Source organism: Agrobacterium sp. 16-172Ci (genome assembly GCF_053522725.1).
Genome location: NZ_JBNWBW010000036.1, coordinates 20,449 through 38,796, shown reverse-complemented (window position 1 = coordinate 38,796; position 18,348 = coordinate 20,449). Strand labels below are relative to the sequence as shown.

Here is an 18,348-nt window from a genome sequence, read left to right as displayed (position 1 = left end):
CCTCTTTCGTGTCCGAGATCGTCGCCAAACGCTCGAATACGAGTAGAATCAACACCGTGCGCCATGTCCACCAAATTTAAACCGGACAGCAGTGGGACAGGCCCGAGCATGACGAAGGAGAGATTTGAGGACGTGGCAGGCAGGCTTGTGAAGGCAAGAAGCTGAAATTCGCGTGAGCGCACCTCAAACCGTAAAAATCTTCTCCCGCAGCAGTTCCCACGTCTCCTGATCCGGCGCGAGCAGCAGCCCGCCATCCACATGGCTCGGCAGATAGGGCGAGCCGTCGAGGCGTGCCGCGTAAGCGCCCGCCTCTTGCGACAGCAGCGTGCCGGCCAGATGGTCCCAGGGCATCAGCTTGTTATACATCAGGAAGTGCATGTGGCCGCCGCAGAACAGGCGGTATTCATGCGCCGCGCAGCGATAGCTGGTGAAGAGCCGCACATCGGCGAGGTTCGTCAGGATCTTACGCCGTGTCTCCACGTCGAAATAGCCGGTATTGGCGATGCCGACCATCTGCGACAATTCCGGCGCCGGCACAACCGACATCTGCGTCTGCGAACCGTCGGCGCTGCAAAGCCACGCGCCGGAACCCTTTTCGGCAATCGCCCAATCATTGCCCATCGGATCGAAGATAAGGCCGGCAACGGTCTCACCCTTGGAGATGACGCTCATCATCACGCCGAAGAGCGGCAGGCCGGAAGCGAAATTATAGGTGCCGTCGATGGGATCGACCACCACGGCAAGATCGGCATCGGCAAGCTTGCCGAGCAGCGAGGCATCCGCCGCCACCGCCTCTTCGCCGATGAACAATGCATCAGGCATGATGTCCTGCACACGCGCACGGATCAACCGCTCGGCGGCCTCGTCGGCTTCGGTGACGAGATCGATCGCCTCGCTCTTGATCCGCACATCGCCTTCGCCCAGATTGCGGAACCGCGGCAGGATTTCCACTGCCGCCGCCTCCTGAAGCGCATTGGCAAGAGCGGCGATGTCGAGTTCGAGAGCCATGGGCAATATCCTTCTATTTGAGCGCGATGTTATAAGGCGACGATTTCCCGTCGCAGCATCTTCCAGCTTTCCTTGTCGGGAGCAGACAGAATGCCGCCCTCCGTCTGCCCCGGCCGATAGGGCGTATTGTCGAAACGGGCCGTGTAACCACCCGCCTCCTGATGAATGAGCACACCGGCGAGATGATCCCACGGCATCAGCTTTTCATGGCCGATGAAATGCAGCTTTCCGGCCGAGGCGAGCCAATATTCATGTGCCGAGCAATTGAGTGACAGCGCCATCTTGATCTTCGCCATGTTGGCGGCAATTACCGGCCGGCGATCCTGATGGCTGTGGCCCCAGGAAAAGATGCCGACCATGTCGGACAATGGCGCGGGATCGGCTACCCTGAGCTTCGCCTGCGAACCGTTCCTGCGGTTGAGAAACGCGCCCTCGCCTTTCAAAGCAACGATGGTATCGCCCATCACCGGATCGTGGATGATGCCCGCCACCGTCTCACCCTTGACGGTGACCGCAAGCAGCGTGCCGAAAGCGGGAAAACCGGAAGCGTAATTGAAAGTGCCGTCGATGGGATCGATCACGAAGGCAAGCGGCGCATCGGCAAGTGCGGGAATGACGGATTGGTCCGCCTCATAGGCCTCTTCGCCGACGATGTGGGCCTTCGGAAATCGCTGAAGGAGAGCAGCGGTGATCGCCTTTTCCGCCAGAACATCGGCTTCGGTGACTAGATCGACGGCGGAGGTCTTTTCGGAGATCGCACCGGCGCTCAGGTTTCGGAAGCGGGGAAGAATTTCATTCGCGCCGGCAGCGGCAACGGTGGAAACGAGGAAGTCGATATCTTTGTCGGAAAGGGTCATCGGGCGTGGCACTTCTTCATAAGGGGGAGTTGGCCTCCCTACGCTCTTCAGGTGACGCCCCGGTGACAGAAAGCGCCGAAAAATCAAAAAGCTTGGGATCGAGCAGATGCGACGGATTGACATGGGCAAGCGCCCTCAGCATCACGTCCTTGCGGCCGGGCATACGCCGTTCGATGTCGGCCAGCATCTCCTTCATGGCATTGCGCTGAAGCCCGTCCTGCGAGCCGCAGAGGTCGCAGGGAATGATCGGGAATTCCATCGCCGCCGCGAATTTCGCCATATCCTCCTCGGCGCAATAGGCAAGCGGGCGCATGACCATCAGGTCGCCCTCGTCATTCAAAAGCTTCGCCGGCATGCCAGCCAGCCGGCCGCCGTGGAAGAAGTTCATGAAGAAGGTCTCAAGAATATCCTCGCGGTGATGGCCGAGCAGCAGTGCGTCACAGCCCTCTTCCCGCGCGATGCGGTAGAGATTGCCGCGCCGGAGCCGCGAACAGAGCGAACAGTAAGTGCCGCCGGACGGCACCTTTTCCTTCACTACGGAATAGGTGTCGCGATATTCGATGCGATGGGGCACACCGATCTTCGCCAGATACTCCGGCAAGACGTGCTTTGGAAAATTCGGTTGGCCCTGATCCAGATTGCAGGCAACAAGTTCGACCGGCAAAAGGCCACGCCATTTCAAATCGAGCAGCAGCGCCAGCAGCCCATAGCTGTCCTTGCCGCCGGAAAGGCCGACCAGCCAGCGCTTCTGGCCGTTCAGCATGCCGAAATCTTCAAAGGCCTGGCGAACGTTGCGCAACAGCCGCTTGCGCAGCTTGTTGAAGGAAACCGACCGCGGCGCGTTGTCGAACAGGGGATGCGAGCTGCCGTTTTCTTCGGACGCGTCCTGATCCGCCCCGATCTGGTCGGCCCCGGCCTGATCTACAAAGTCATCGATCTTGGTGAGAATGTTCATCATCAGCTCGCTCCGGCACGACTGCCGTTCTTAATGCAGGCAATGCCCCCATCCGCCGGCAATATCAAGCCCCGAAAACCGACCAGCCGGTTTTCGTCGCCAGCATTTCCAGCGCCTGTGACCCGAGCGCCGAGTTGCCGACCTTGTTGAGACCCGGCGACCAGACCGCGATGGACGCGTTGCCTGGCGCCACCGCCATGATGCCGCCGCCGACACCGCTCTTGCCCGGCAGGCCGACATGATAGGCGAAATCGCCCGATCCGTCATAATGGCCGCAGGTCAACATCAGCGCGTTGATGCGCCGTGCACGGCGATCCGAGACGACCGTGTGGCCCGTCAGCGGATTGCGGCCGCGATTGGCAAGGAAAAGCCCGGCACGGGAAAGCTGAGCGCAGGTCATGGAAAGCGCGCACTGGTGGAAATAAACACCGAGCGTATATTCGACGGGATGGTGCAGATTGCCGAAGGAGCGCATGAAATTGGCGAGCGCGAAATTGCGGAACCCTGTCGCCTGCTCGGATTTCGCCACCGTATCGTCGATGCTGATCGTGTCATCGTCCGCGAGGTAACGCACGAAACGCAGAAGCTCACCGATTGCCTCGCGGGGCTGGTGGCCAGCAAGCACGATATCCGTGACCACGATCGCGCCGGCGTTCACGAAGGGATTGCGTGGGATGCCGTGCTCATGCTCCAGCTGGACGATGGAGTTGAAGGAGGAGCCCGAAGGCTCGCGCCCTACCCGGTTCCACACCGTTTCCCCCGCCTTGCCGAGCGCCAGCGTCAGCATGAAGACCTTGGAGATGCTCTGGATCGAAAACGGCGTCAGCGCATTGCCGGCCGTGTAGGTGGTTCCATCGACAGTGGTGATGGCGATGCCGAACTGGTTGGGATCGACCTTGGCAAGTTCGGGAATGTAATCCGCAACCTTCCCCTCGCCGAGCCTCGGCGCCATGCTGTCGTAAATGGAATCGACGATCGCCTGAATGTCCTGCATGCAAAGCCTTCCCCGCAAACAAAAAAGCCGCCCCGAAGGGCGGCTTCCTGAATACTGAAACGCGTCGATTAACGCGAGTAGAATTCGACGACCAGATGCGGTTCCATGACGACCGGGTACGGAACGTCGGAGAGAGCCGGAACGCGGGCGTAGGTCGCAACCATCTTGTTGTGGTCAACTTCGATGTAGTCAGGAACGTCACGCTCAGCGAGCTGAACGGCTTCCAGAACGGTTACGAGCTGCTTGGACTTCTGGCGAACTTCGATAACGTCGCCCGGCTTGCAGCGGTAAGAACCGATGTTGACGCGAACGCCGTTAACCGTGACGTGGCCATGGTTGATGAACTGGCGCGAAGCGAAAACGGTCGGAACGAACTTGGCGCGGTAGACGATGGCGTCCAGACGCGACTCGAGCAGGCCGATGAGGTTTTCGGAGGTATCGCCCTTGCGACGGTTTGCTTCGTCGAAGGTGGCGCGGAACTGCTTTTCGCGCAGTTCGCCGTAGTAGCCCTTGAGCTTCTGCTTGGCGCGCAGCTGCGTGCCGAAGTCGCTCATCTTACCCTTGCGGCGCTGTCCGTGCTGGCCCGGGCCGTATTCGCGGCGGTTAACCGGGGACTTCGGACGGCCCCAGATGTTTTCGCCCATGCGGCGGTCAATTTTATACTTAGCCGATTCGCGCTTGCTCATCGTATTTCCTTCTCAAAGGTTTATGCCGGTCTGTTACCAAACCGGTTCAAGGAAACACGCCCTCCTCTGAAGCCCGTTTCAGGGCCTCTGACAGGCTTCTCACATGCAAATGGAGAAACCACGGGACATGTCGGTGATATTGACCGCCGAACGTCAGTTCTTAAACTGCAGGGCAGTCAACAAAACACACCGGACATCACTGCCCGGCGTTGGGGCGGCTTCTACAGAGCTTTCACGAATTTGTCAAACAAGGCCTTTCGCTTTTTTCTGAAGTCTCCTCTTGAAAAGCGAAAGTGCCCACCCATCTCTCCATCGTGATCAGAACTCGGGCCCCTCTGGCGTGTTACCGGACAACACGTGATGTCGAGTTTGTTAAGGTTGGGGCCACGTATATGTCTGTTTCACGTCCCCCCATCCGTAAAGCCAACCTCGTCCGGCTAAAGGTTGACTGATGGACTTTCTTCTATCGGATTTTCTCGGCACCCCCACATGGATGTGGGCGGTCTTCATTTCCCTCGTCCTTGGCCTTCTCGCGCTCGATCTAGGCGTGCTGCATAAAAACTCCAAGGAAATTGGCGTTCGTGAAAGCCTGCTGATGTCGGGCTTCTATATTGTCATCGGCTTGGCCTTCGGCGGCTGGATCTGGTATCAGTCCGGCGAACAGTCGGCGATGGAATATGTAACCGGCTTCGTGGTCGAAAAAAGCCTGGCGATGGACAATATCTTCATCATCGCCATGATTTTCTCCTATTTCGCCATTCCCCGCCAATATCAGCACCGCGTGCTGCTCTGGGGCATCCTCGGCGTCATCGTCCTGCGTGGCATCATGATCGCGGGCGGCGCGGCCATCGTCGAAAACTTCCACTGGGTGCTTTATCTCTTCGCGGCCTTCCTCGTCTTCACCGGCCTCAAGATGCTGTTCTCGTCCGACCATGACGAGTCCGATATCGGCAATAACCGCATCCTGAAGTTCCTGCGCAGTCACCTTCCGGTGACAAACAAGCTGCATGGCGAGAAATTCTTCGTCAAGGAAACCGATGAGACCACCGGCAAACTCAAGACCTTCGTGACGCCGCTCTTCCTGGCGCTCATCATGGTAGAAATCGCCGACCTGATCTTCGCAGTCGATTCGATCCCGGCAATCTTCGCGATCACCACCGATCCGTTTATCGTCTACACGTCGAACATCTTTGCGATCCTCGGCCTGCGCGCCCTTTACTTTGCGCTCGCCGCCCTCATCCACCGCTTCGCTTATCTGAAATATGCGCTGGCTGCGGTTCTGGTCTTCGTCGGTTCGAAGATTTTCGTCGCCGATATGCTGGGCATCGCCAAGATCCCGCCCGCCGTCTCTCTCGGCGTCACCGTCGCCATCCTTGCAACCGGCATCATCGGTTCGTTGATTGCGACGCGCAAGGAAGCGAAAGCCATCGAGTAAGGTCAAGCAATGAGGAGGCGGAAACGCCTCCTCACACGCCGTCACCCCGGACTTGATCCGGGGTCCAGCGCGGTCAAGTCCTTGATCGCAATAGACTCTTTTCACGGCGCAGACGCGCCGTGGCTGGATGCCGGATCAAGTCCGGCATGACGGGGGAAAAAATCGACGCAAACAAACCCGCCGCAACCTCACTCCGCCGCCAGTCTGGCATCATCCTCAGCCGCATCCGCATCGCCGGGTGCGGTTTTTGCATCGAGATCGGGGAAAGCCACGATGCGCTTGCCGGAGAAATCGGCATGCACCACCACAAGCTCCTTCTCCTCGAAATAACCGAGCAGCCGCCGCGCGCGGCGGGCGGAATGGGTGCCATAAGCGCGGGCGATGCGGGCATCCGAAGGACAAGGCTCCTCGCCGAGAGCGGCCTTGACCAGAAGCAGGAAAACGCCCTGCAGGTCGTCGGAAACCGACGTCGACAGTTCCAGCGCCTTTTGCCAGCCTTCGCTGGCCGCCATCGCCGCATCCACGCCGGAGCGGGCAATCGCCACCTGTCGGCGGAATTCCGGCAGCGTCATCGGCGTGCCGGGAATACGGCGCATACGGGCGCGCACCAGAAAATCCTGATAGAGTACGGCATCGGTGCGATAGGCCGATTGCGGATCGTCGAGAATTTCGACAAGCACCGCGGCGATCTTCTCCTCGCGCTCCTCCGGTGTCATCTCTGGCTGCCCAGCCCGGAGCGACGGCTCGGGCGAAGGACCAACGGCCGCGGGCGTGGAGCGGGAAAGCTCGGCGAGAATGTCGTTGGTCGGGCGCGGTGCGGGCGGCGTGCGGCGCACGGCGGCGCGCGTGAATTCCTCTGGATCTGGCGTGAAGATCAGGTCTTCTACATCCTGCGGCGCATCCGGCAGCGGCATCAGCTTTGGCGAAGAGGAGCGCGCCGAGGTTTCCACCGCCCCGATGACGATTGGCATCGGACGGCGCGAAAGCGCCGGGCCGAGCGCCACGAAATTGCCCCGCTGGAGATCGCGGAACATTTCCGCCTGCCGCCGGTCCATGCCGAGCAGATCGGCTGCGCGCGCCATATCGATATCAAGGAACGTGCGGCCCATCAGGAAGTTGGAGGCTTCCGCGGCCACGTTCTTTGCAAGCTTGGCCAATCGCTGCGTGGCGATGACGCCGGCGAGACCACGTTTACGACCACGGCACATCAGATTGGTCATCGCGCCAAGCGAGGCCTTGCGGGCATCTTCCGTGACTTCACCAGCAACGGAGGGCGCAAACATCTGCGCTTCGTCCACCACCACAAGCACGGGATACCAGAATTCGCGATCGGCATCGAACAGGCCGTTGAGGAAAGCGGCCGCTGCCCGCATCTGCTGTTCGATATCGAGGCCTTCCAGCGTCAGCACGCAGGAGACGCGGTGCTGGCGAATACGGTTGGCAATGCCGGCAAGCTCGGCTTCCGTGCGCTCGCCATCCACCACAACATGGCCGAATTTGTCGGAGAGCGTGACGAAATCACCCTCGGGATCGATGATGACCTGCTGCACCCATGGCGCCGATTGCTCCAGCAGCCGGCGCAGCAGATGCGACTTGCCGGAACCGGAATTGCCCTGCACCAGCAGGCGCGTTGCAAGCAATTCTTCAATATCGAGCTTGGCCTGCTGCCCGCCCGATAGGGTTCCCATGTCGATACCGACCTGCAATGTTCCATTCCCTGTGCTGCATATCATGACCGACTCCCTCAAGGGACGGCCGAACATGGTCTTTAGCAAAAAATTGCCTGTTGCGTCTCACCCGTGCCGATAATGCACAGGCAATTCGCTCTTAGCCCTGCGCAGACCTTACCCAAAAGCGTGAAACGCCGATGCGCCGGCCAAAGACGTTGAGCGCGAGCCCCAGAATGACCAGTGCTGCGCCGACCACTTCGAAAACGGTAATATGTTCGGCAAAAGCGAGGTAGGCGCTGATAAATCCGACAATTGGCACCAGCAGCGAAAATGGCGCCACCGTTCCAGCCGGATAGCGCAGAAGCAGGTAACTCCATATCCCAGCACCCACGATCGTCGCGCCATAGGCCATGTAGATCACCACGAAAGCCATGGTCGGGGTCGCATTGGCCACCCCTTCGGCAATCGCTTCCGGCCCTTCCACCACGAGCGACAGCAGGATCAATGGCAGAACGGGCACTAGGCTGGTCCAGGCAACGAAAGAGACGGCATTGACCTGGCCGATACGGCGATTGACGATGTTGCCACAGGCCCAGGCAATCGCGGAACCGACGCCCATGAGCAACGGTACCAGCGCCGCCGCCGTCATCCGCTCCACACCGATGACCGCCAGCCCGCCAAAAGCGATGATCGCGCCGAAGACCTGCGACGGCAATGGCCGTTCACCGAGGAACACCACGGCAAGCGCCAGCGTGAAGAAGGCCTGCGACTGCATGACCAGCGAAGCGAGCCCCGCCGGCAGCCCGAGCTTGATGGCGGGGTAAAGCAGACCGAACTGCACGAAGCCCATGGCCATGCCATAAACGATCATGTGTCGCCACGGCACATTGGGTTTCGGCAGGAAGAACACCAAGGGCACCGCCGCAAAGAGATAACGCACACCCGTCAAAAACAGGGGCGGCATATCGGCGACGCCCACCTTGATGACGACGAAGTTGAAGCCCCACAAAAACACGGTAATCAGGGCAAGAAATATATGCGGCAATGCCATTTTGTATGTCCGAATTTCAGGCGATCGACACCTCAGGTGTTTGAGGGGCTTTAAGCCGAAACCGCCCTCTTCCAGCCGAAGGTAATGAGGCCGGCGCCGATCAGGAGACCGCCGCCCGTGCGGTTGACGATGCGCTGAACCCGAGGTTTGCGGATCGTGTCGCGGGCGGCACTTGCCAGAAGTCCATAAAGCGCCGCATTGACAGTGGCAAGCACCAGGAAGGTCACCTCGAAAATAAGCACCTGCGGCCAGAAGGGCAGCGTCGGCACCAGAAACTGCGGCAGGAAGGCCACGAAGAACACGATGCTCTTCGGGTTCAGCGCGGTGACGATGTAGGCATGCAGGAAGATTTTAAGCGGTCTTTCACGGCCGGTCACGCCCGTCCCTTCCGCCCCCTCGCCGCTGACCGGCGAACGCCACAGCTTGATGCCGAGATAGATGAGGTAAGCCGCACCGATCCATTTAAGCCCGGTGAAAAGCGCCGCCGATGTGGCAAGCAGCGCGCCGAGCCCCAGCATGGAAGCCGTCATTGCGGTGAAATCACCAAGCGCCACGCCCGTCACCGTCGCCGTGCTGGCCTTGCGGCCATGGCCCAGCGCATAAGAAATCACCAGCAGGATCGTCGGTCCCGGAATGGCAAGCATGATGGCGGATGCGGCCACGAAGGCCAGCCAGTTTTCCAGCGGCATGAGGAATCTCCCTATCTGATCTTTGGGAGCAAGCCACCAAAACCAGAAGGTATCAAGCCAAATCTTCGAAGATTATGCCGCCCTGTCATCCAACGGACGAACGGGCGGCTGCTCACGTTTCATCGCCTGTGCAAGATCGTAATTCGACTGCATGGCAAGCCATGCCCGCGCGGTGCTGACCCCTGCCCGCTCCAACCGTAAGGCAAGGTCTGGGCTGACCCCTGCCCGTCCGTTCAAGACCCGCGAAAGCGCTACGCGCGACATTCCAAGCCTTTCAGCAGCGTCTGTTACGGAAAGCTGAAGTGCGGCAATAACCTCTTCCCGTAACAACTCACCGGGATGAACAGGAAATTTCATCATTGGAACAATTCCCTTAAGTGATAATCCTGATAGTCGACAAGTTCGACGTCGCTATCCAGAAATCGAAACGTCACACGCCAGTTTCCATTCACCCATATGGACCAGTGGCCCCTCATATCACCCTTTAACGGATGAAGTTTAAGACCAGGAAGATTAAGATCGGGAACGCCTGCCGCAACCTCAAGCAAGGTTAGTATTCGGCCAAGCTTGGCGGCATGCGCAGGCTGAATACCCTTGGTCGTCCCGGAACGATAAAAAGCTTCCAGTCCTTTGTGTCGGAAACTGACGATCATAAGAACAGCGTATCCTGTATCGCATCGCTATACGATACGTAACGGCAGAGATGCGGCGGCCACCCCGACATTTCTTTGCCGGAGAGGCCTTTGCCAATCAAAACCGGGGCGCCCAGTGAGGGACCTCCCAATCCCGCCGCCGCTTCACCCGCGACGGGTCAAGGCCGATATCGACCAGCAGGCGCTCTGGCAGATCGGCAGGATCGGTCGGCGGTGCACGCGGCACCAGTGCGGCAATGAGAACCGCTTTCAGGGTTTTCCAGACACCGAATGTGACGAACAAGCGATCGACCGCATCCGGCAGCGCATATGCTACCAATGGTTGATTTGTCTGCATGGGAAATCCATCCCGGCGCGGCAAAGCGGCCAGGTCCTTTATCGATGGAAAACGACATGCCGAAACGGTGCGCGCAGCACTCATGCCACGCAAACGCGCAAGTCACATGTCGGACGAAGTGAAAATGCCAAACGGCAGGGAAATCAGGCCATAAGCCTTATCGGAGGGAGATGCCTCGCATCACATAACCGCCGATAAACATGCCGGAAGGGCCTGACATGCCGTTAAGGCGCATATTGATGTCATTGGTCATTCCACGCCTCCATTTATAGCGGTTACAGACAAGATGCATCTTACACAAGAAATCCGGCGCGACAAGTGGTCGCAATCTCGAATTGCAAAAGACGGATAAAACAGATGCAAAAATACAACAGGCGCTCAGGCTGCCGAAACGCTGAGACCGAAACCCTGCATCAGCCGCCGGGTGGCGAAATCCGGCTTGCCGGAGGTGAAGACGGCAAAATCGAAACCATCCGGATGCTCGGCATCCTGCGGCAGCGGCACAAGGTGGCGCGCGCGCCGCGCAATCGCCTCGGCGGGGTCAAGCCAATCCACCGGCCATGGCGCCAGCCTGCGAAACAGATTGGCCATGAAGGGGTAATGGGTGCAGGCAAGAACGACGATATCCGTGCGTTTTCCCTCGCTGTCGATGAAGCAGGGTTCGATTTCGGCAAGCACCGCCTCATCCGAGACCGGCTCGCCCCTGATCCAGCTTTCCGCCATGCGCGCCAGGTTTTCCGAACCGACGAGGCGGACATGACATTGGCTGGCGAAGGACTGGATGAGATCGCGCGTATAGGCGCGCTTAACAGTACCCGGTGTCGCCAGCACGGAAACGAGGCCCGAGCGGGTGCGCTCCGCTGCCGGCTTGATGGCGGGCACAGTGCCAACGAAGGTCATCTGCGGAAAGCGGGCGCGAAGATCCGCGCCAGCGAGCGTGAAGGCAGTGTTGCAGGCGATGATGCAGACTTCCGGGCTATAGTCGTCCAGCAGCTTGTCGAAGAGCGAGAGAATGCGCGCCTTCAGCGCTTCCTCCTCCCAGCCGCCATAGGGAAAACCCGCATCGTCGGCCACATAGATGAAGCCGCGCTCGGGCATCAGCACCCGCGCCTCGCGCAGCACGGTCAGCCCGCCAATGCCGGAATCGAACACCAGCACCGGTTTCAGCAAATCGGCCGCCGCCTCACTCGTCTTCAGCATTCTCCCCTGCTCCCTCGGCCGACGGCCCCGCTGCCCTTCCCGCCTGCTTCGGCCATTGCCGTGGAAAGCGGTCGAGCGAATTGATCACGCCACGGAAAACGCTGATTTCCTGCTCGGAAAACCCGCGTCGCGACAGCACGGCGCGCAGATTGTCGACCATTTTCGGCTTTTTTTCAGCGGGATGAAAATAACCCCGCGCATCCAGCGCTTCCTCGATATGTTCGAACAGGCCGAAAACCTGTTCCTTGGTCGAAGGACGCTGCTCGACGGACTGGAAAAGCGTCTCTCCCAGATCGTCCATGCCGGATTTCATCCATTCATAGGACATCAAAAGCACGGCCTGCGCGATATTGAGCGAGGCAAAAGCGGGATTGACGGGAAATGTCACGATCTCGTCGGCCAGCGCCACTTCCTCATTGGTCAGCCCCCAGCGCTCGCGGCCGAAGAGGATACCGGTCTTTTCGCCAGCCTTGAATTTTGCCCTGAGCGTATCGGCGGCGGTGACGGGCGCACGCACCGGCTTGAAACCGTAGCGCTCACGCGCGGTCGTGGCATAAACGAAGTTCAGGTCCTTGATCGCCTCTTCCAGCGTCTCGAATACCTTCGTGGCGTCAATGACGTGATCGGCCTTGGAGGCTGCGGCGCGCGCCTTCTCGCTCGGCCAGCCGTCACGCGGATTGACCAGACGCAATTCGGCCAGGCCGAAATTGGCCATGGCCCGCGCCACCATGCCGATATTTTCGCCGAGCTGCGGTTCGACGAGAATGATCGCCGGGCCTTCCGCCACAAGTTCGAGATCGCTGTTTGTGCCTGCCATCGTCTTTTGTCCGTGTGTTGAAGCGTCGCATCGATTTTCAGCCCGACGCGCTAAAGCGCGCTTCACTGGCACAGATCGGCGCCAAAATCAAAGCCGGCGCGGAGAAAGCCTGGCGCCACCCCGCTGGCAAGACGCCCCTTATTGCTCCCCCTTGATGATATTCGTCATTTCTTCGCGCAGCGAATCCCTGCCCTCATCGCCAACCCGATGAATATCACTGATGACCGGGCGGCCGTCTTCCTCGATGACATCGAAATGCACTTCGTCAACCGTCGCCTTCATCTCCGCCCCATCCATGCAGGCCCAGAGCTTGAACTTTGCGGTCACGTCCGTCACGCCGTCCTTCACCGCGCCCGGCGTCACGGAAACATTGGCCAGCGGGCAGCCATCCTGCGAGTTCGTCACGACATCGTAACCAAAGGGATCGCCGGTCTCGCCGCTTTCGGCCTCGTAAGCCGGCTTCTTGGAGGCTTCGCGATATTGCGCGACGAAATCCTTGCTGAAGAGGCTGGTCAGCATGTCCTCGTCGAAAACGTATTTCCAGTTTTCCGCCTCGCCCGACCAGTTCTTGACGGTGACATCCATCACCTTCTGAACGGGATCGGCAGGCCCGGCGGCGAGCGCGCTATGCGAAAAGAGGACGGCGGCAGTTAGAAGCAGAATATTCCGCATGATGTGATCCCGGGATAGGCCCGACAGGCGGGCGAAGCGATTCGCCTGACTGTATTCCGGCATTGTGGTTTGGCAATGCGCAAAGCGTTATTGCGCTGCGCCAAAAAAGCGCCCCCCATGGCTTTGCCTCAGGCGCGCGCGATGCTATAGCCGCACCGGATATTTTTTCCGGATACCGGCGCCATCTGGCGCCACAGCTTCGAAGGTGAGGAATTCATGGCAAAGATCAAGGTAGCCAATCCGGTCGTCGATCTCGACGGCGACGAAATGACCCGTATCATCTGGCAGCTCATCAAGGACAAGCTGATCCTGCCATACCTCGATCTCGACATCGAATATTACGACCTCTCGGTTGAAAACCGCGACGCCACCAACGACCAGGTCACGGTCGATGCAGCGCACGCCATCAAGAAGCATGGCGTCGGCATCAAGTGCGCGACCATCACCCCGGATGAGCAGCGCGTCGAGGAATTCGGCCTGAAGCAGATGTGGAAGAGCCCGAACGGCACGATCCGCAACATTCTGGGCGGCGTCATCTTCCGCGAGCCGATCATCTGCAAGAACGTTCCGCGCCTCGTTCCCGGCTGGACCAAGCCGATCGTCGTCGGCCGTCACGCTTTCGGCGACCAGTACAAGGCAACCGATTTCAAGTTCCCCGGCAAGGGCAAGCTGACCATCAAGTTCGTTGGTGAAGACGGCCAGGTCATCGAAAAGGACGTCTTCGACGCCCCGAGCGCCGGCGTGGCGCTTGCCATGTACAACCTCGACGAATCCATCCGCGAATTCGCCCGCGCCTCCATGAACTATGGCCTGATGCGCAAGTGGCCGGTTTACCTCTCCACGAAGAACACCATCCTCAAGGCCTATGACGGCCGCTTCAAGGATATCTTCGAAGAAGTCTACCAGAACGAATTCAAGAAGCAGTTCGACGAAATCGGCATCACCTACGAGCACCGCCTGATTGACGACATGGTCGCTTCCGCTCTGAAGTGGTCCGGCGGCTACATCTGGGCCTGCAAGAACTATGACGGCGACGTGCAGTCCGACACGGTTGCTCAGGGCTTCGGCTCGCTCGGCCTGATGACCTCGGTTCTCCTGTCTCCCGATGGCCGCACGGTTGAAGCCGAAGCGGCACACGGCACGGTTACCCGCCACTATCGCCAGCACCAGAAGGGTCAGGAAACCTCGACCAACTCGATCGCTTCGATCTTCGCCTGGACCCGTGGCCTCGCTCACCGCGCCAAGCTGGACGACAATGCGGAACTGGCAAAGTTCGCAGCAACGCTCGAAACCGTCTGCGTCGACACCGTCGAAAGCGGCTACATGACCAAGGATCTGGCGCTCCTCATCGGACCGGACCAGCCCTGGCTCTCCACCACCGCCTTCCTCGACAAGATCGACGAAAACCTCAAGAAGGCAATGGCGGCTTAAGCCAGCCTTCCCAGCGACTTCAAAACCCGGCCTCAGCGCCGGGTTTTCTTTTTTGTTCACAGTATCTTGATTAGCCGTTGTACTAGGCGCAGACTTCGATTCCGCGTGCTGCGGCCAGTACAACAATAAGACAAAGCTTAAACAGCATCTATTTGCACATAACTTGCCCGGCACAGTCAAACGTTCATCGGAGCATCGGCGCGATCTTAGGGAACACGCGAAGGATGTTGCGAACTTTAAAAATGCGAAGCGCAGGCGCGAAATCCGCATCGGTTTTCCCATGATGCTTCAACGATTTTGCTTGGGGAGGCAAAAGCATGAGTGAATTGATCTTCTACACCAACCCCATGTCGCGCGGACGCATCGCGCGATGGATGCTTGAGGAAGTGGGCGTTCCTTACCGAACGGAAATACTGGGCTTCGAGACCTCGATGAAATCGCCCGCCTACCGGCTGATAAATCCGATGGCGAAGGTGCCCGCCATCAAACACGGCGATACCATCGTTACCGAGGCGGCAGCGATCTGCGCCTATCTCGCCGATGCCTTTCCCGGCGCGAACCTTGCACCCACACCCAAGGCGCGCGGGCTTTATTATCGCTGGATGTTCTTCGCCGCAGGCCCGCTGGAAATGGCGGCGAGCATGAAGGCGATGGGTTTCGAAGTGCCCAAGGAGAAGCTGCGCATGGCCGGCTGCGGCAGCTATGCGGATGTGATGAATACGCTTGAGCGGGCCGTCAGCGAAAACCGCTTCATCGCCGGCGATCTATTCACGGCGGCGGATGTCTATGTCGGCGCCCATGTCGGCTGGGGCCTGCATTTCGGCACCATCGAAAAACGCCCGGCCTTTCTCGATTACATGGCCCACCTCACCGACCGCCCGGCCTTCAAGCGGGCAGCACAACTAGATGAGGAAGCGGCAAAGGATTTGCAGGCGGCGGGCTGAAAGACGGGAAGACCTGCGCCAACCGTCCCTGCACCGGACGGCTTGAACCGAAAGCAAAAGGGCGGGTAAAACCCCGCCCTTTTCAAAATACACCGGCTAGGCCGCCAGGGCCGCTGCCACCGCTTCGATGGCATCCTGCGCCTTTGCGCCATCGGGACCACCCGCCTGCGCCATGTCAGGGCGACCGCCGCCGCCCTTGCCGCCAAGTGCGGCGGAAGCGGTGCGGACGATATCGACAGCGCTGAAACGGGCTGTCAGATCTTCGGTCACGGCAGCGACAGCGCTTGCCTTGCCGTCTTCGGAAACGGCGATCAACAGCACGACGCCCGAGCCGAGATTGGCCTTGGCCTCATCGGCAAGACCCTTGAGATCCTTGGCATCGATGCCGGACATGGATTTCGCCAGGAAGTTGACGCCCGCGACCTGCTTGACGTCGCTTGCGCCGGCATCCGCCGAACCGCCACCCATGGCAAGCTTCCGGCGGGCATCGGCAAGTTCGCGCTCCAGCTTCTTGCGCTCATCGAGCAGACCTTCGACACGCGACAGTACATCGCCCGGCTGCACCTTCAGCGAAGAAGCGAGCGCCTTCACCCGCTCATCCTGTTCGGCCAGATATGCAAGCGCGCCCTGCCCGGTCACGGCTTCGAGACGGCGCACGCCCGCACCGACGGCGCTTTCGCCGAGAATGCGAATGAGGCCGATCTGGCCGGTGGCCGCCACATGCGTGCCGCCGCAAAGCTCGACGGAATAGGGACGGTTGGCTTTTGCGCCATGCAGGCCGGTGCCCATGGAGACAACGCGAACTTCGTCACCGTATTTTTCACCGAACAGCGCCATGGCGCCCTCGGCAATGGCGTCGTCGACGCTCATCAGGCGGGTGACAACCGGCGAGTTCTGCAGCACGATTTCGTTCGCCATCTCTTCGACGACCTTCAGCTCCTCGGCCGACATCGGCTTCGGATGCGAAACGTCGAAGCGCAGGCGCTCGGGCGCAACCAGCGAACCCTTCTGGGCAACGTGTGTGCCGAGCACTTCGCGCAGCGCCTCGTGCAACAGGTGGGTGGCGGAATGGTTGGCGCGCAGACGCGAGCGGCGGTCATGATCGACCGTCAGCTGAACGGCATCGCCAACTTTCAAACCGCCCTTGGAGACCGTGCCCAAATGCACAAAGAGGCCTTCGCCCTTCTTCTGAGTATCGGAAACGGCAAAGGCGCCATTGTCGCCGGAAATCACGCCGGTATCGCCCATCTGGCCGCCGGACTCGCCATAAAACGGCGTCTGGTTGACGACGACCTGCACCGTCTCGCCATCGGCAGCGCTATCCACCGACTTGCCGTCCTTGACGATCGCCAGGATGACGCCTTCGGCGGTTTCCGTGTCGTAACCAAGGAACTCGGTCGCGCCGAGCTTTTCCTTGAGCTCGAACCAGATCGTCTCGGTCGCCTTGTCACCGGAACCGGCCCAGTGCGAGCGGGCTTCGGCCTTCTGGCGCTCCATCGCGTCGGTGAAACCGGAAATATCGACACCGATTTCGCGGGCGCGCAGCGCATCCTGCGTCAGGTCCAGCGGGAAGCCATAGGTGTCGTAAAGCTTGAAGGCGGTCTCGCCATCCAGCATGTCGCCCTTGTGAAGTGTCGAAGTGGCATCGGAAAGCAGCGACAGGCCGCGTTCCAGCGTCTTGCGGAAACGGGTTTCCTCAAGCTTCAGCGTCTCGGAAATCAGCGCCTCGGCACGGACCAGTTCCGGATAGGCGCGGCCCATCTGCTGCACAAGCGCCGGCAAAAGCTTGTAGATCAGCGGCTCGCGCGCGCCGAGAAGCTCGGCGTGGCGCATGGCGCGGCGCATGATGCGGCGCAGAACATAACCGCGACCTTCGTTCGACGGCAGGACGCCATCGGCGATCAGGAAGGCGGACGAGCGCAGGTGGTCGGCGATGACGCGGTGGCTGGCGCGCTTTTCGCCTTCGGCCGGAACGCCGGTCGCTTCCACGGAAGCGGAAATCAGCGCGCGGAACAGGTCCGTATCGTAATTGTCATGCTTGCCCTGCAGCAGCGCCGAAATGCGCTCAAGACCCATGCCGGTGTCGATCGACGGACGCGGCAGGTCGATGCGCTCTTCCTTCGTCAGCTGCTCATATTGCATGAAGACGAGGTTCCAGATTTCGATGAAACGGTCGCCATCTTCTTCCGGCGAGCCGGGCGGGCCGCCCCAGATATGATCGCCATGATCGTAGAAGATTTCCGAACACGGACCGCAGGGGCCGGTATCGCCCATCGCCCAGAAATTGTCGCTGGTCGGGATGCGGATGATACGGTCGTCAGAGAAACCGGCGATCTTCTTCCAGAGGTTAAAGGCCTCGTCGTCGGTGTGGTAGACGGTGACCAGCAGACGGTTGCGGTCGATGCCGAATTCCTTGGTGATCAGGTTCCAGGCATGGGTGATCGCTTCTTCCTTGAAATAATCGCCGAAGGAGAAATTGCCGAGCATTTCGAAAAAGGTGTGGTGACGGGCGGTATAACCCACATTGTCGAGGTCGTTATGCTTGCCGCCGGCGCGCACGCACTTCTGCGCCGAAGCGGCCGTGGAATAGGGACGGCTTTCAAGACCGGTGAAGACGTTCTTGAACTGCACCATGCCGGCATTGGTGAACATCAGTGTCGGATCGTTGCGCGGCACCAGCGGGCTGGAGGGCACGATCTCGTGTCCGTTCTTCTTGAAGTAGTCGAGAAAGGTCGACCGAATTTCATTCACACCGCTCATGCCCACACACCGCTCACAGCTGGAGTCCATCACTTCCACCCCGAAGGATGGCTATATTGCAAAATCACTGGCTTTTATCGTCCGCACCCGGCCCTGTCCAGCCATGGAGGCCCGCGAAGGCGCGCCGACAAACAAAAAGGGCCATGCGAGGCAAATCGCACGGCCTTTTTGTTATGCCAATTCATATCC

At 59.8% G+C, this 18,348-nt stretch carries 18 protein-coding genes; 3 read left to right on the top strand and 15 right to left on the bottom strand.

Going from position 1 to position 18,348, the window contains the following annotated elements; genetic code table 11:
• Positions 1-183: 183 nt before the first annotated feature.
• From ACQZ40_RS23950 to rpsD, 5 genes are all read right to left on the bottom strand, one after another.
• The gene (locus tag ACQZ40_RS23950) at positions 184-1,008 is read right to left on the bottom strand and encodes an inositol monophosphatase family protein (protein WP_448748786.1); all 825 of its coding nucleotides are present in this window, start codon (positions 1,006-1,008) and stop codon (positions 184-186) included.
• A gap of 29 nt (positions 1,009-1,037) precedes the next feature.
• On the bottom strand, positions 1,038-1,865 hold the full coding sequence (locus ACQZ40_RS23945) for an inositol monophosphatase family protein (RefSeq protein WP_035263086.1): 828 nt from the start codon (positions 1,863-1,865) through the stop codon (positions 1,038-1,040).
• 16 nt (positions 1,866-1,881) lie between these two features.
• Positions 1,882-2,823 (bottom strand): tRNA 2-thiocytidine(32) synthetase TtcA, encoded by a 942-nt coding sequence (gene ttcA / locus ACQZ40_RS23940; RefSeq protein WP_161987873.1) that lies wholly within the window; start codon positions 2,821-2,823, stop codon positions 1,882-1,884.
• Between the two features lie 61 nt (positions 2,824-2,884).
• Positions 2,885-3,814 (bottom strand): glutaminase, encoded by a 930-nt coding sequence (locus tag ACQZ40_RS23935; protein WP_003520424.1) that lies wholly within the window; start codon positions 3,812-3,814, stop codon positions 2,885-2,887.
• Positions 3,815-3,882: 68 nt separating this feature from the next.
• Positions 3,883-4,500, bottom strand: a complete 618-nt coding sequence (rpsD, locus tag ACQZ40_RS23930; RefSeq protein ID WP_003520423.1) for a 30S ribosomal protein S4 — start codon at positions 4,498-4,500, stop codon at positions 3,883-3,885.
• Positions 4,501-4,951: 451 nt separating this feature from the next.
• Between rpsD and ACQZ40_RS23925 the strand changes: the two genes are divergently transcribed.
• Positions 4,952-5,935 (top strand): TerC family protein, encoded by a 984-nt coding sequence (locus ACQZ40_RS23925; RefSeq protein WP_271046612.1) that lies wholly within the window; start codon positions 4,952-4,954, stop codon positions 5,933-5,935.
• A 188-nt stretch (positions 5,936-6,123) separates the two neighbouring features.
• On the opposite strand, the gene ACQZ40_RS23920 is transcribed toward ACQZ40_RS23925, so the two are convergent.
• The 9 genes from ACQZ40_RS23920 to ACQZ40_RS23880 all read right to left on the bottom strand — a co-directional run bounded on the left by ACQZ40_RS23920 (position 6,124) and on the right by ACQZ40_RS23880 (position 13,024).
• Entirely contained in the window at positions 6,124-7,668 is a 1,545-nt protein-coding gene (locus ACQZ40_RS23920; RefSeq protein WP_448748785.1) for a helicase HerA domain-containing protein, read from the bottom strand.
• A gap of 94 nt (positions 7,669-7,762) precedes the next feature.
• Positions 7,763-8,656, bottom strand: a complete 894-nt coding sequence (locus tag ACQZ40_RS23915; protein WP_448748784.1) for an EamA family transporter — start codon at positions 8,654-8,656, stop codon at positions 7,763-7,765.
• Between the two features lie 50 nt (positions 8,657-8,706).
• Positions 8,707-9,345, bottom strand: a complete 639-nt coding sequence (locus tag ACQZ40_RS23910) for a LysE family translocator (RefSeq protein ID WP_448748783.1) — start codon at positions 9,343-9,345, stop codon at positions 8,707-8,709.
• A 72-nt stretch (positions 9,346-9,417) separates the two neighbouring features.
• On the bottom strand, positions 9,418-9,705 hold the full coding sequence (locus tag ACQZ40_RS23905; protein WP_020810458.1) for a HigA family addiction module antitoxin: 288 nt from the start codon (positions 9,703-9,705) through the stop codon (positions 9,418-9,420).
• Positions 9,702-9,998, bottom strand: a complete 297-nt coding sequence (locus ACQZ40_RS23900; protein WP_078052769.1) for a type II toxin-antitoxin system RelE/ParE family toxin — start codon at positions 9,996-9,998, stop codon at positions 9,702-9,704. The genes ACQZ40_RS23905 and ACQZ40_RS23900 overlap by 4 nt, the downstream gene beginning before the upstream one ends.
• Before the next feature lie 97 nt (positions 9,999-10,095).
• Positions 10,096-10,335, bottom strand: coding sequence for a hypothetical protein (locus ACQZ40_RS23895; protein ID WP_448748782.1), 240 nt, complete (start codon positions 10,333-10,335; stop codon positions 10,096-10,098).
• A gap of 378 nt (positions 10,336-10,713) precedes the next feature.
• Entirely contained in the window at positions 10,714-11,535 is an 822-nt protein-coding gene (gene murI, locus ACQZ40_RS23890) for a glutamate racemase (RefSeq protein WP_338810517.1), read from the bottom strand.
• A complete protein-coding gene (locus ACQZ40_RS23885) occupies positions 11,519-12,352 on the bottom strand; it encodes an RNA methyltransferase (protein ID WP_003520414.1) in 834 nt (277 codons plus the stop codon). The genes murI and ACQZ40_RS23885 overlap by 17 nt, the downstream gene beginning before the upstream one ends.
• A 138-nt stretch (positions 12,353-12,490) precedes the next feature.
• Positions 12,491-13,024 carry a hypothetical protein gene (locus ACQZ40_RS23880; RefSeq protein ID WP_448748781.1) on the bottom strand — a complete coding sequence of 178 codons (534 nt, stop codon included), beginning with the start codon at positions 13,022-13,024 and terminating at the stop codon, positions 12,491-12,493.
• Between the two features lie 216 nt (positions 13,025-13,240).
• Here ACQZ40_RS23880 and ACQZ40_RS23875 point away from each other — a divergent pair, with 216 nt between their 5' ends.
• Positions 13,241-14,455 carry an NADP-dependent isocitrate dehydrogenase gene (locus tag ACQZ40_RS23875; protein ID WP_271046605.1) on the top strand — a complete coding sequence of 405 codons (1,215 nt, stop codon included), beginning with the start codon at positions 13,241-13,243 and terminating at the stop codon, positions 14,453-14,455.
• 317 nt (positions 14,456-14,772) lie between these two features.
• On the top strand, positions 14,773-15,399 hold the full coding sequence (locus tag ACQZ40_RS23870) for a glutathione S-transferase family protein (protein ID WP_065655929.1): 627 nt from the start codon (positions 14,773-14,775) through the stop codon (positions 15,397-15,399).
• 96 nt (positions 15,400-15,495) lie between these two features.
• Here the strand turns inward: ACQZ40_RS23870 and alaS are convergent, their stop codons facing one another.
• Positions 15,496-18,159 carry an alanine--tRNA ligase gene (gene alaS / locus ACQZ40_RS23865; protein ID WP_080856502.1) on the bottom strand — a complete coding sequence of 888 codons (2,664 nt, stop codon included), beginning with the start codon at positions 18,157-18,159 and terminating at the stop codon, positions 15,496-15,498.
• Between the last annotated feature and the right edge of the window lie 189 nt (positions 18,160-18,348).

What these genes read in the sequence shown, in the direction of transcription:
- ACQZ40_RS23950 (WP_448748786.1), bottom strand. Translation starts at nt 1,008, where the DNA reads ATGGCTCTCGAACTCGACATCGCCGCTCTTGCCAATGCGCTTCAGGAG.
- ACQZ40_RS23945 (WP_035263086.1), bottom strand. Translation starts at nt 1,865, where the DNA reads ATGACCCTTTCCGACAAAGATATCGACTTCCTCGTTTCCACCGTTGCC.
- ttcA (WP_161987873.1), bottom strand. Translation starts at nt 2,823, where the DNA reads ATGATGAACATTCTCACCAAGATCGATGACTTTGTAGATCAGGCCGGG.
- ACQZ40_RS23935 (WP_003520424.1), bottom strand. Translation starts at nt 3,814, where the DNA reads ATGCAGGACATTCAGGCGATCGTCGATTCCATTTACGACAGCATGGCG.
- rpsD (WP_003520423.1), bottom strand. Translation starts at nt 4,500, where the DNA reads ATGAGCAAGCGCGAATCGGCTAAGTATAAAATTGACCGCCGCATGGGC.
- ACQZ40_RS23925 (WP_271046612.1), top strand. Translation starts at nt 4,952, where the DNA reads ATGGACTTTCTTCTATCGGATTTTCTCGGCACCCCCACATGGATGTGG.
- ACQZ40_RS23920 (WP_448748785.1), bottom strand. Translation starts at nt 7,668, where the DNA reads ATGATATGCAGCACAGGGAATGGAACATTGCAGGTCGGTATCGACATG.
- ACQZ40_RS23915 (WP_448748784.1), bottom strand. Translation starts at nt 8,656, where the DNA reads ATGGCATTGCCGCATATATTTCTTGCCCTGATTACCGTGTTTTTGTGG.
- ACQZ40_RS23910 (WP_448748783.1), bottom strand. Translation starts at nt 9,345, where the DNA reads ATGCCGCTGGAAAACTGGCTGGCCTTCGTGGCCGCATCCGCCATCATG.
- ACQZ40_RS23905 (WP_020810458.1), bottom strand. Translation starts at nt 9,705, where the DNA reads ATGATGAAATTTCCTGTTCATCCCGGTGAGTTGTTACGGGAAGAGGTT.
- ACQZ40_RS23900 (WP_078052769.1), bottom strand. Translation starts at nt 9,998, where the DNA reads ATGATCGTCAGTTTCCGACACAAAGGACTGGAAGCTTTTTATCGTTCC.
- ACQZ40_RS23895 (WP_448748782.1), bottom strand. Translation starts at nt 10,335, where the DNA reads ATGCAGACAAATCAACCATTGGTAGCATATGCGCTGCCGGATGCGGTC.
- murI (WP_338810517.1), bottom strand. Translation starts at nt 11,535, where the DNA reads ATGCTGAAGACGAGTGAGGCGGCGGCCGATTTGCTGAAACCGGTGCTG.
- ACQZ40_RS23885 (WP_003520414.1), bottom strand. Translation starts at nt 12,352, where the DNA reads ATGGCAGGCACAAACAGCGATCTCGAACTTGTGGCGGAAGGCCCGGCG.
- ACQZ40_RS23880 (WP_448748781.1), bottom strand. Translation starts at nt 13,024, where the DNA reads ATGCGGAATATTCTGCTTCTAACTGCCGCCGTCCTCTTTTCGCATAGC.
- ACQZ40_RS23875 (WP_271046605.1), top strand. Translation starts at nt 13,241, where the DNA reads ATGGCAAAGATCAAGGTAGCCAATCCGGTCGTCGATCTCGACGGCGAC.
- ACQZ40_RS23870 (WP_065655929.1), top strand. Translation starts at nt 14,773, where the DNA reads ATGAGTGAATTGATCTTCTACACCAACCCCATGTCGCGCGGACGCATC.
- alaS (WP_080856502.1), bottom strand. Translation starts at nt 18,159, where the DNA reads ATGAGCGGTGTGAATGAAATTCGGTCGACCTTTCTCGACTACTTCAAG.